10 protein-coding genes are annotated in these 12,823 nt (G+C 45.7%); 1 reads left to right on the forward strand and 9 read right to left on the reverse strand.

Annotated elements, in window-relative coordinates:
• Window positions 1-33: 33 nt before the first annotated feature.
• On the reverse strand, window positions 34-834 hold the full coding sequence (locus G5B12_RS10675) for an MBL fold metallo-hydrolase (protein ID WP_021976659.1): 801 nt from the start codon (window positions 832-834) through the stop codon (window positions 34-36).
• Window positions 835-1,147: 313 nt separating this feature from the next.
• On the opposite strand from G5B12_RS10675, the gene G5B12_RS10680 reads away from it, so the two are divergent.
• Window positions 1,148-1,675, forward strand: coding sequence for a flavodoxin family protein (locus G5B12_RS10680; protein WP_119247792.1), 528 nt, complete (start codon window positions 1,148-1,150; stop codon window positions 1,673-1,675).
• A gap of 68 nt (window positions 1,676-1,743) precedes the next feature.
• Here the strand turns inward: G5B12_RS10680 and G5B12_RS10685 are convergent, their stop codons facing one another.
• The 8 genes from G5B12_RS10685 to G5B12_RS10720 form a co-directional block, all read right to left on the reverse strand.
• A complete protein-coding gene (locus tag G5B12_RS10685; RefSeq protein WP_174088200.1) occupies window positions 1,744-1,887 on the reverse strand; it encodes a hypothetical protein in 144 nt (47 codons plus the stop codon).
• Window positions 1,888-2,032: 145 nt separating this feature from the next.
• The gene (locus G5B12_RS10690) at window positions 2,033-3,637 is read right to left on the reverse strand and encodes a xylulokinase (protein WP_174088202.1); all 1,605 of its coding nucleotides are present in this window, start codon (window positions 3,635-3,637) and stop codon (window positions 2,033-2,035) included.
• Window positions 3,638-3,655: 18 nt separating this feature from the next.
• Window positions 3,656-5,155, reverse strand: a complete 1,500-nt coding sequence (gene araA / locus G5B12_RS10695; protein ID WP_174088204.1) for an L-arabinose isomerase — start codon at window positions 5,153-5,155, stop codon at window positions 3,656-3,658.
• 180 nt (window positions 5,156-5,335) lie between these two features.
• Window positions 5,336-6,430: a GntR family transcriptional regulator gene (locus tag G5B12_RS10700; protein WP_129974599.1), complete on the reverse strand. Its 1,095-nt coding sequence runs from the start codon at window positions 6,428-6,430 to the stop codon at window positions 5,336-5,338.
• A gap of 323 nt (window positions 6,431-6,753) precedes the next feature.
• Window positions 6,754-8,079: an alpha-glucosidase/alpha-galactosidase gene (locus G5B12_RS10705; protein ID WP_015526048.1), complete on the reverse strand. Its 1,326-nt coding sequence runs from the start codon at window positions 8,077-8,079 to the stop codon at window positions 6,754-6,756.
• A 422-nt stretch (window positions 8,080-8,501) separates the two neighbouring features.
• Window positions 8,502-9,422 (reverse strand): AraC family transcriptional regulator, encoded by a 921-nt coding sequence (locus G5B12_RS10710; protein ID WP_174088206.1) that lies wholly within the window; start codon window positions 9,420-9,422, stop codon window positions 8,502-8,504.
• Between the two features lie 149 nt (window positions 9,423-9,571).
• Window positions 9,572-11,791, reverse strand: coding sequence for an alpha-galactosidase (locus G5B12_RS10715; RefSeq protein WP_174088208.1), 2,220 nt, complete (start codon window positions 11,789-11,791; stop codon window positions 9,572-9,574).
• 180 nt (window positions 11,792-11,971) lie between these two features.
• On the reverse strand, window positions 11,972-12,811 hold the full coding sequence (locus G5B12_RS10720; RefSeq protein WP_021650444.1) for a carbohydrate ABC transporter permease: 840 nt from the start codon (window positions 12,809-12,811) through the stop codon (window positions 11,972-11,974).
• Between the last annotated feature and the right edge of the window lie 12 nt (window positions 12,812-12,823).

Here is a 12,823-nt window from a genome sequence, read left to right on the forward strand (position 1 = left end):
GCCACGCTTCCGATCCTTCCTTTTTTACAATTATCACATTTCGATCACATCAAGATCATCCGGAATAAACAGATTTCCGTGATAATACTCTCTGCCTTCTGCGCCGTAGAGTTCTTTACGTTTCTTAATGTTCTTATCCTCTGTATGATACAGTACAAGGTTTTTCACGCCAAGATTTTCAGCAAGCTCGCTGGCATCCTTGACTGTGGAGTGATGTTTCTCATAAGGATTGAAGATATCACGCTGTCCGTACAGGCAGAATGCTTCGTGGAACATCCAGTCGCTGCCTTTGGCGTATTTCTCCTCGCACTCGTTGTATGGCTCATCGCCACAACAGGTAAGTACCTTGCCACCGTCGTAGATCATCTGGAATCCGAACTGTTTTGCCTTGGTGGAACCGATGTCAAAGAAGGTCACTTTCTTATTGAGGATCGTTCTCTCCTCACCGTCTTTTACTTCGATCAGGTGAAGTCTGTCACCAATGTACTGTGTCTCCTTTTTATTCAGAAGCTTAAAGGCCATGTCTTTCAGAAGTCCGATCACCTCATCATGGGCATAGATATTCGCCTCGCCCTGGTAAGTACCTTTTTTCATATTCTGGCAGATGATGCGGATCACCCAGACGATTCCCATGATATGGTCTACGTGCTTATGTGTAACGAAGATCTCATGGACATCCATCAGGTCAATACCTGCCTTCTTCAGCTGGGAAAGTACAGTATTTCCGCCGCCTCCGTCAACCAGAAAATGGCCGTACTCATCGCTGAGCACGAAACATGTATTGTAGCATTCTGTTACCAGTGCGTTACCTGTTCCAAGCATGGTTAATTTCATTGTTTTTCTCCTCCTGTATAGCCCTGGTCATCAAACATTCTGCCACCCATTGCTTTTGTTTTCTGACACTCTCACCGGCTGCTTCAGACCATATTGTAGATACCTACATAACAGCCTTATGTTTTCTCGTTTTTTCTGTGTTTTTCGTGTCCAATGATAACATTATGGAGAAATATTTTCAATAAATTTCTATAAAAAGAACCTCTTTCCTCCCTGCACTCTGCACATTGGACATAGAAAAGCTTTCTTTGCGCTCCATTATTTTTATGTTACAATGGTCCCATATCAATAATTATAACTGGAGGGATTTCTAATGAAGATCACAATCTTAAACGGCAGTCCGCGCCACAACGGCAACACACAGATCATGGCCGATACCTTTGCAAAAGCTGCTCAGGAAAACGGTCATACAGCAACTGTTCTGAACATTGCAAATTTACATATCCGCGGATGCATGGACTGCAAATACTGCTACTCCCATGAGGGCAAATGTGTACAGGATGATGATATGAAGAAGGTTTTTGCGGAGCTTTCTGATACCGACCTTCTGGTATTTGCATCACCAGTTTACTGGTTTGATATCACCGCACAGCTGAAAACCGTAATTGACCGTATGTATGCATGGGGAAGTATCGGATTTCCGTTCCACAAAACAGCTCTGCTCCTGGATGCAGGCGCAGATCATGTCTTTGATGCAGCCATCGCTCAGTACAAGGCCATGACCTCTTATCTGAAATGGGAAGATATGGGTATTGTCACAGTTCCCAATATGCTGGAAAAAGGCAGCATGAAAGTCTGTCCGCAGCTGGAAGAGGTTAAGAAACTGGCAGCCAGACTGTAATTTTTGTATCACAAAGGGGAGCAGTCACATGGTTGACCATGGCTGCTCCCCCTTTTACATTTTTCTTATTACAGCATTTCTATCTCCGTCTCAAAATACTGCTCCTGAAACCGGACCTGTTCCATGATCTCCTCTGCTGTCATGGTCTTATCCTCCGGAACTGCCACCCACTTGTCTTCCACATCATTGAGGCGGTGGATGATGGCGATCACTTTTCCTGATCTGTCCGTTTCATTTTTCTTCCTTTGTCAAACGGATATTCGCAATCCGCATTTGTTACGTAGCTCATGACCAATCTCTCATTCTTTTACATTCCGTCAGAAAAACTGACCTTCTCATTTCAATCCGTTCTTCTCTTTACCAGATCTTCGCCTCTACTGCCGCACGCTCAATTCCAAGACCCTTCATATATCGGTCCATAAATGCGTTGAATCCTTTTACACCTTCGGCTTCCGGTGCAAGTGTGCTGCCTTCGTTTCCTTTGAAGACATTTTCATCCAGGAAATCCGCAAGGTCTTCGCCGTCTTTTTTGTTGATCATATAAGAAGCCAGAAGCGCAATTCCCCAGGCTCCGCCTTCTCCTGCTGTGGACATTACGGATACCGGCGCATTTACCGCATCTGCAAGGATCTGCTGGCCAACACCCTTTGTCTTAAAGAGGCCGCCGTGTCCCAGAAGCTTATCAATCTTTACATGCTCCTGATTGAGAAGGATATCCAGACCTACACGCATGGCACCAAGGCAGGTGTAAAGATTGTTTCTCATAAAGTTTGCCAGTGTAAATTTACTCTCAGGAGAACGTACAAACAGTGGACGTCCCTCTTCAAAACTGGTCATATGCTCGCCGGAGAAATAACAGTAGGAAAGAAGTCCACCACAGTCCGGATCCCCTTCCAGGGCTTTGTTATAAAGAGTTCCGAACAGTTTGTTCATATCCACTTTCATACCCATGGCTTCCGCAAATTCCTTAAACACATTTACCCATGCGTTCAGATCCGAAGTACAGTTGTTGGAATGTGCCATGGCAACCGGATCTCCTGCCGGAGTGGTGACCATATCAATCTCTTTGTACGGTTTGGAAAGAGCCTTTTCCAGGACAATCATGGCAAATACGGATGTTCCTGCAGAAACATTTCCGGTACGCTGACGGACACTGTTTGTGGCAACCATACCGGTTCCTGCGTCTCCCTCAGGCGGACACATGGGGATTCCGGCTTTCAGCTTTCCGCTTATATCCAGAAGCTTCGCACCTTCCTCTGTGAGAACTCCGGCATCCTGGCCTGCCACCAGAGCTTTCGGCATAATATCGCGGAGTTTCCATGGGAATCCATAAGGCGCGATCAGCTCATCGAACTTCTGCACCATCTCTTCGTTATAGTCCTTTGTCTCGCTGTCGATCGGGAACATACCTGCCGCATCGCCGATACCAAGAACTCTTTTTCCGGTAAGTTTCCAGTGTACATAGGCCTCCAGAGTGGTGATGTAATCGATGTCTTTTACATGCTCCTCACCATTAAGGATTGCCTGATACAGGTGGGCAATGCTCCATCTCTGAGGGATATTGTAATGGAAAAGCTCTGCCAGCTTTTCAGAAGCTTCCCCTGTGATGTTGTTTCTCCAGGTACGGAACGGAACCATCAGCTCTCCCGCTTTGTTAAACGGCATATATCCATGCATCATGGCACTGACACCAAAAGCACCTACACTTGTAAGCTCCATCCCATATTTTTTCTGAACATCTTCTGCCATATCCTGGTAACTGCCCTGGAGACCTTTCCAGATCTCCTCCAGGCTGTATGTCCAGATACCATCCACATACTGGTTCTCCCATTCATAGGCTCCGGATGCGATGGGCTGGTTCTTATCGTCCACCAGAACTGCCTTGATCCTTGTGGAACCAAACTCAATACCAAGAGCCGTGCGATTCTCAAGAATTGCTGTTTTTGCCTCATTTACTCCCATTGTAAAAAACCTCCCATATTATTTGCTGAAATACATGCTGTTCCATCTCAGCTCATTCTGCAGATTCCAGATCGTTGTATCGCCATCAATATAAACCGCTTCAATACCCATAGCTGCTGCCCAGTCACCCATCTGCTCTGCAGTAAGGTCATAGGTAAATGCAGTGTGATGTGCGCCGCCGGCAAGGATCCATGCTTCTGCTGCTGTGGAAAGATCCGGCTTCGGTGTCCAGAATGCAGTACCTACCGGAAGTGCAGGCATCGGCTTCTCTGTTTTCTTACACTCAACCTCATTGATCAGCAGACGGAAACGGTCGCCAAGGTCAACCAGGGATGTTGCGATTCCAGGACCTGTCTTAGAAGTAAATACCAGTCTTGCAGGATCTTCACGATCTCCCATGGAAAGCGGGCATACACGCATGCTGACCTTGCCATCAGCAACGGATGGGCAAACCTCCAGCATATGTGCCTCAAGGATTCCCTCTTTACCAGGTACTAGGTTATAAGTGTAGTCCTCCATAAAAGAAGTACCCCTGGCGTCCTTTTTGCCTGCTGCCATGATCTTCATCAGGCGAACCATAGCTGCTGTTTTCCAGTCACCCTCGCCACCGAAGCCATAGCCTTTTTCCATCAGTCGCTGGATTGCAAGTCCCGGAAGCTGCTTCAGGGAGCCCAGATCACCAAAGTGTGTTACGATAGCCTGATAGTTTTTCTCCTCGAGGAAGCGCTCAAAACCGATCTCGATCCCTGCCTGGACTGCTACATGCTTCTTAAATTCCTCAGGGTCACGTCCATCCAGAATCATATCGTATTTATTATAATATTCTTCTACCAGAACATCAATATCTCCCTGGCTTACATCCTGAACATATTCTGCGATCTCGTTAACCGGATAAGCATCGATCTCCCATCCGAATTTCATCTGAGCCTCAACCTTATCGCCCTCTGTTACAGCTACGTTTCTCATATTGTCGGCTACACGGCATACACGGATATGGCTGCTCTCCATGATACCAACTGCAGTACGCATCCAGGATGCCAGACGCTCCTGGACCTTTTTGTCTGCCCAGTGTCCTGCAATGACTTTTCTCTCGATTCCCATGCGGGTTACCATATGGCCAAACTCACGGCCGCCGTGTGCGGACTGGTTCTCATTCATAAAGTCCATATCAATGGTATCATAGGGGATTTCCACATTGAACTGTGTATGAAGATGGCACAGCGGTTTGCGATACTCTTTAAGGCCAAGGATCCAGGATTTTGCCGGGGAAAATGTATGCATCCACGCGATCACGCCGGCACAGTTTTCATCTGCATTGGCATCATTAAAGGTTTTACGGATCAGCTCATTTGTGATCAGCGTTGGTTTCCATACAACCTCAAACGGAAGTACACCGGATTTATTCAGTTCCTCTACGATGATCTTTGAATGCTCGGCTACCTTGCGGAGACATTCATCTCCGTAAAGATCCTGTGAACCTGTGCAAAACCAGAATTTGTAATCTCTTCCTGTTTTCATGTGAAAATTCCTCCTTGAAATATAAAATTATATAATATGCATAACATTCCTGAAAATCTGTAACACATTTCTGTTTCCAACATGTGTCCAGCCTTCTGAAATGTTATAAAGTTCTCTGTAAAATATGTCATGTTTCATTATCTGATAAGTGATTATCTCTCTGCCCTCATGCATTTGTGTTCATATTCCTGTCTTCACACTGCTGCCCCGTACGATCAGCTCCGGCCGGATCAGCCGTTCCACCTTACTCTCTTCGTCCGGCACGCCACTTAATTTTTCCAGGAGAAGCTTTGCTGCCATCTCACCCAGTTTTTCCTGGGGATGGGTGATAGTAGTGATTCCCTGCCCCTGTCTTGCGTACAGCGAATTGTCATAACCGGTCACCGCAACATCCTCCGGGATTTTTTTACCCTGACGTTCCAGTTCTTCCATGACCTGGACAGCAATCTGGTCGTTGTAGCACACGATCCCATCCGGAAAGCTGTTCTGTCGGACCATGTTCCGGACCATAAGAGCCGGCTTTTTTCGCCGGTCCTCGGTGTGAAACCAGACCACCTTATCCGGATCATAGGCAATTTCATGCTCCTGCAAAGCCTTCACATAGCCCTTATGCCGTTCGATTCCCTGACGGTCATCTGCCTTGAAAAATCCCGCGATGTTGCGCCTGCCGGAGTCCAGGAGATGTTTTGTCACAAGATAACCGCCTCCTGCGTCATCCATGAGGATGTGGGGCTTTTCCTGCATCTCCGTATACAGTCCCTGGATAAAAATATAGGGGATCTGATACTTGTCCAGTGTTTCGTACAGGCTTACATGTCTGCACAACAACTCACTTTTGCTGGGTTCGATGATCAGTCCGTCAATTCCCTTGCTGATCAGCTCTTCCAGGAATCTTGCCTCCTTCTGGCGGCTGTTTCCTGTATTTTTCAGGATGATACTGTACCCGTTATCGGACAGCACCTCATCGATTCCCTGGATCAGCCTTGGAAAAATATAATCCGAGATATATGTAGTCACCACTGCGATGTTTCCGGTCCCGTGAATCTGACGGAGCACATCCGCACAGAAGGTTCCTTTTCCCTGAAAGGATTCTATGTATCCATCTCCTGCCAGGATCCCCAGAGCCTTTCGCACCGTATGCCTGCTCAGCCCATAGCGTACACTGAGCTGGTTTTCAGAGGGAAGCTTCTCACCCGGACGGATCTTTCCGGAAAGAATGTCTGTTTTCATTTCTTCCATCAGTGCATAATATTTTGCTTTTCCGTTTTCTGCCATAAGCTCCTCCCTTCGTTTGTATTATTCTTCCTTCAAACATCGGATGTAAAACGGACATTTATATTTTCATCTGTAATCATTTTATAACTTGTATATACATACGAACAAGTTGTTTTTTATTATTTAACAAAAGTTCCATATAAAAAAGGCCGGAACACCTTCCCCAATTTGGTGTTCCGGCCTGTATATACTGCTTTTTTATCTCAACGTTTCTGCCTTATCGTAAAGCGGGCCTTTTGCTCCGCCTTGCTGTCTTTGTTCAGAAAAAACGCCTTCTCCATATTTGTTAAAACTATTCTCCAGTCCCCTGATGTACTTTATATTTAGCGGTACATCTTCATATAATCCCCATGTGCCTCGATCAGCTCATCACACATTGCCTGGATGTCTTTGATGTTCAGCTCTGCACCTGTGTGCGGGTCCATCATGGCTGCCTGATAGATTTTCTGGCGGTCTTTGGTCACTGCTGCCTCAATAGCAAGGAGCTGCGGGCTGACATTGGATGAGTTCATAGCTGCCAGCTGTGTAGGAAGCTTGCCCACTTTTACCGGATGTACACCGGTTCCGTCGATATAGCATGGAACCTCTACGCAGGCATCCGACGGAAGGTTATCGATGTAACCGTTGTTAAGAACATTTCCACCGATCTTGTACGGTGTGTTTGTAACAACAGCCTCCATGATATAAGAAGCATACTCTTTACTTCTCTCATGGCCGATCTTGCCATCCTTGAGGATATCCTCGCGCTCTTTTTCCCAGCCCTCGATCTGTTTGATACATCTTCTCGGATATTCGTCAAGCGGAATATTGAACTCCTCGATCATCTCCGGATATTTGGATTTAATGAAGAACGGATTATACTCTGCATTGTGCTCACTGGACTCTGTGCAGTAGTAGCCAAGATGACGGATGTACTCATAACGTACCATATCCTCATGTTTCTCACCGGAAGTATTCTTCTCCTCTGCAATTCTGCGGATCTCCGGGTACAGGTCATTTCCATCTTTGTCATGAATCTCAAGAAGCCATGCCATGTGGTTGATACCTGCGATCAGCTCGGTACGTCCCTCAAGTTTGTCTTCCATTCCCATTCCCTCAAGAAGCTTCTGGGAGCAGACCTGAACACTGTGGCAAAGACCTACTGTACGAATCTTTGTGAAACGCTGCATATAACCGGTGAGCATTGCCATCGGATTGGAGTAATTCAGGAACAGAGTGTTCGGGCATACTTCTTCCATGTCCCGTGCAAACTCTTCCAGAACCGGAATGGTACGAAGTGCACGCATGATTCCGCCAATTCCCAGAGTATCTGCGATGGTCTGTTTGATGCCGTATTTCTTCGGGATCTCAAAGTCTGTTACTGTACATGGCTCATAACCGCCTACCTGAATGGCATTGACTACGAAGTCTGCATCGCGAAGTGCATCTTTACGGTTCTCGGCACCGAGATATGTTTTGATCACTGCGCGGTCCTCATTTACGTTGTGGTTGATGGCACTTAGGATAATTCTGGAATCCTCCAGTCTCTTCTCATCGATGTCATAAAGTGCGATCTCGCTTTCGCGAAGTGCCGGTGTGCACATACAGTCTCCAAGTACATTTCTTGCGAAAACCGTGCTTCCTGCTCCCATAAATGTAATTTTGATCATGTTCGTTCCTCCTGCCTGTCTTTTTGGATTTTTCTGTGACAGATTTTTCTGTTCTTGGCAAAAATCCTGATTTTCTGCTGATTCTGCGGCGCAGCCCCGCTTCGTTATTATTATGGTTTTATGATACTACCGGAAGCATCTTTAAAATATGTACTTTGATGTCAATAATTGTTGTTTTGTTGCATGAAATATAAATGCCCGTTTACTGATACAGTTCAGAAATTTCCTATAAAACATATTTCCTATAAAATTTACTTCCATTCGTTTTTATGCTTTTTTATGTTTTCGAAACATTGCAAAGTAATTTTCCATAATGCAAAAACTCTCCATCCGATACCAGGATCATATATATCCTGATTCGGACAGAGAGCTGTTATTTTTTATTACAAAGGTCTGCCAGCAACAAAAGGTACTGCCAGTTATCAGGACTCAGATTCCATATAATCGCCCTTCTTTCCCTTCACTACAAGTCTTCTCTTTTCTTCCTTGTATTCTCTCGGACTTCTTCCTGTTCTTGCCTTGAATACCTTGGAAAAAGCCAGCGGATCTCCATACCCTACTTTTGCAGCTACTTCACTGACCTGAATACCTCCATTTTTCAGAAGAGTCTTTGCCTTCTCGATGCGAAGATTCATAAGATATTCCTGCGGCGAGCATCCGAGGCTTTTTTTAAACGAGCTGGTAAGATAGCTCCGGTTGACGCCAATGCGGTCTGCCAGCTCATTGATCTTCAGCCGCTTGTCAAAGTTAGCTGCAATGTAATCCACTGCATGCTCCACATAAACGGAATTTGGATATCTGTGGGATGGGAGAAGCTTGCCTTCTCTCAGACATGCATCCCGGTTATCTGTGATCAGGTCAGAAAAAAGAAGCATCAGAAGTCCGTTCCGTTTCAGTTCATTTTCAAAAACGAGCTTGTTGGTCTGGACCATTGCATCAATATATTTTGCAGCATTTTCCATGCAGTGGATCCTTCGGACCGGATTTTCCCGGCTGAAGCCGCTTACATGGATCACTTCCTCCGCAGTCATTCCCTCAAATCCTACCCAGCGATATGTCCAGGGATTGTCCATGTCTGCCTCATACCAGGCCTCCACACTGGATGGGATCAGAAATGCTTCTCCACCTGTCAGATGATACTGATGGCCATCCATCTCAAAAACCCCGGTTCCGGATTCCACGATATGAAGTACATGAGAGATCCTTTTATTTGGTCCAAATCGATGTCCCGGATCGCATTTTTCCCACCCACAATAAGTAAGACAGAGATCCACCGCACCTTTCTTTAAATTCTCCAGACATTTAAAGCTGTCCGAGCTTGTAAAACCAACTGTGTGAAGCAACTTGTCACCTCCCTGATGTCATATATTATGTTTCCGCCTGTGAGCTGCTTCGCCACCCAATAACAGGCCGCCATATCCGGCGGCCTGTTATTTTTCTGGTCAGGCGGATGTTTTTCTGCAGATAATTTTTATTCCATCATTTACAGAAATCAGTCCTCTGCTTCAATTGTATACAATACAGAATGGAAATCACCGTTTGTCTTATTGCAGTAGTCACGATCAACCGGGATTCCTGCATACATCAGCTCATTTCCGTAAGCTTTCAGGCACTTATCTTCCCATTTTACTTTGTAAAGCTGATCCTCGTCAAGACCCTTGAAGCGCAGACGCATCCAGGAAGCATTGACCTTGTTCAGTCTTTCATAGTATCCGGCAACTGCCTGCTTTTTGTCTCTGGAAACAACCATCCATGCAGTATCATTTCCTTCGAACGGGCTTAAGATACGGTAGAAATCACCCTCCACCTGGATCAGGTCACGATGTTCCTTCATGAATTCCACCTGTGCCTTTACCTCTTCGATCTCTTTGGCACTTAAAAGGTTCAGATCCAGCTCATAGCCAAAGGTTCCGAAATATGCCACATTTGCTCTTGTGGAAAGCGGTGTGGTACGGTGCAGCTGATGATTCGGTACTGCTGATACATGAGATCCCATGCTGACGATCGGATAAACAAAGGAGGTACCGTACTGGATTTTTTCTCTCTCTGCTGCATCGGTATCATCACTGGTCCATGTCTGTGGTGCAAAATACAGCATTCCCGGATCAAATCTTGCTCCGCCGCTTGCGCAGGATTCAAAGAGGATGTCAGGGAATCTCTCTGTCAGTCTTGTATACAGCTCATATACACCAAGGATATATTTATGCATAGTCTTGCCCTGATCTGCTGCAGATGCGCCGCGGCTGAAAGGCTCGGACATGTAGCGGTTCATATCCCATTTAATGTAGGAAATGGAAGATTCCTCGATAACCTTGGAGATGGAATCATAAATAAAATCCACAACCTCAGATCTGGAAAAATCAAGAACGTGCTGATGTCTTGAGTGGGACTCAAAACGGTCCGGTGCTCCGATGAGCCAGTCCGGATGTGCTCTGTAGCAGTCGCTGTTCTTGTTTACCATCTCAAGCTCTACCCAGAGGCCAAATTTCAGGCCCATCTCCTCGATCTTGCGGGAAAGTCCGGAAATTCCGTTTGGAAGCTTATTCTTATTTACGAACCAGTCGCCAAGGCCCTGGTAATCATCGTTTCTGGTTCCGAACCATCCGTCATCCAGAACGAAAAGCTCTACCCCAACCTCTTTGGCTTTTTTTGCAATATTAAGGATTTTTTCCTCATCAAAATCAAAATAGGTTGCCTCCCAGTTATTAAGAAGGATCGGGCGTGCATGATTTCTCCATTTTCCGCGCATCAGGCGGTCACGGTACAGTCTGTGGTAAGCCTGGCTCATTCCGTTTAAGCCCTTATCGCTGTATACCATAACGACCTCCGGAGTCTGGAATTCCTCATCTCTGGAAAGCTCCCAGGAAAATCCCTGTGGATTGATTCCCATCATAACTCGTGTCATCTCGTAGGTGGAAACCTCGACCTGTGCAAGGAAGTTGCCGCTGTACACAAAGCTGAAGCCGAAAACCTCGCCTGTATCTTCTGTTGTATGAGGACGCTTCAGCGCGATAAACGGATTCTGCTCAGAGCTGGAGCCAGTTCCTGCAAGACTCTGTACAGCCTGTGTACCCATCTCAAGTTTGCGCGTTTTTACATAGCGCTCACGTGCCCACGCACCGGAAAGATGGATCATCTCATAATCCATATCCGGGAACTCCACTGCTGCACTCATCACGTTCTCAAGACGGATCTTCTGATCCCCTTTCTGAACAAGGCGTGCGCTTTTGGTGACCACCGGATAATCTTCATATACAGAATAGGTAAGAACAAGATCTGTGTCCATCACGGAATCATGAAGTATGATGTCCAGAGATGTTGCTTCCTCATCGCTCTCTGTATAAGTTGCAGGAAGACCTGCAAGTTTCTTTTTGCCGCCATAGATCTCGTGGGAAACATATTTGAAATCTACGATCTCACTTCCGTTCTCCTGACGAACAGTAAGAGCGGGGCTTCTGAAATCACCGGTTCCGTAAACAGGATACTCCTGTTTGGTATACTGCATGGAAAGAAGTCCCGGTTCCGGAACGCATACAGCCATCAGGGAACGCATGATCTCCTCGTGAAGATAACTGAAATCCTCTTTATCGCGGATAGCTTTTCCATAGTACAGATTCTCCATCTGGCCATTTTCCATGATACAGGTGATGTAGCTTAAATGTTTGTTATAAATGTGGAATGTCTTTGATCCCTCGTGAAATTTGATCGGCATAATTTTCTCCTTTTTTCGTTTACTGCGGATAAAAATATCCGCCTCTTTCCTTAAGAATCATCAAATAACTGTGCATTTTGGCATTTGCTTCGATAAAAATACCGCTGACAACCTCAATAACCAAATCCTCAGTTATATACATTGTCAGCGGTCTTGTATTACCTTATGTAATATTTCTAATTACAGTTTTCCACCGCTGGTAGCAATACCTTCGATAAACTGTTTCTGGAAGATCATGTAGATCACGATCATCGGAATGCAGGCGATCAGAGATGCAGCCATCAGTTCCGGGAATTTGGATACGTACTGGCCCTGCATCTTTGCAAGTGCGGAAGAAAGTACCAGCATATCCTTATCTGTATTAACGATCATCGGCCACATCAGATCTTTGAACGCGAATACAGCTGTGAAAATTCCAAGTGCGACCATACTGGATCTTGTAAGTGGTGCCATGATGTAAAGGAAGGTCTGACCGATGTTACATCCGTCAAGTCTGGCAGCCTCCTCCAGATCCTTCGGCAGTCCCATATATCCCTGTCTCAGAAGGAAAGTACCGAATGCAGTAACAATACCTGGGAATACAAGGGCAAAGATCGTATTCAGCATACCCATCTTGCTGACCATCAGGTACTGCGGGATGATGAAGATCTGTACCGGAACCATCATCTGGAACAGTACAAGACTGAAGCAGAGATCACGGCCCTTGAAGTTCAGTCGTCCAAATGCATAGCCTGCCATAGTTGCTGTAAGAACCGCACACACTACTCGGAAGAAGATCAGAAGCAGTGTATTCTTGTACAGAAGCAGGAAGTTCATGTTATTGATAACAGAAATAAATGCGTCTTTTCTCCATATTTTCGGGAAAATGGTGAAAGGATCTACAGATGTTGCTTCCGTTACAGTTTTAAAAGCTGTCAGGATCATCCAGATAAATGGCACAAGCATCGTTATGGACACAATGATCAGTATGACATGTATTAAAATAGTGGTTAATTTCTTTTTTGTTTCCATACTATCCATGGTTAATCCCCC

This window comes from Blautia sp. MSK.20.85 (assembly GCF_013317245.1).
Taxonomy (GTDB): domain Bacteria; phylum Bacillota; class Clostridia; order Lachnospirales; family Lachnospiraceae; genus Blautia_A.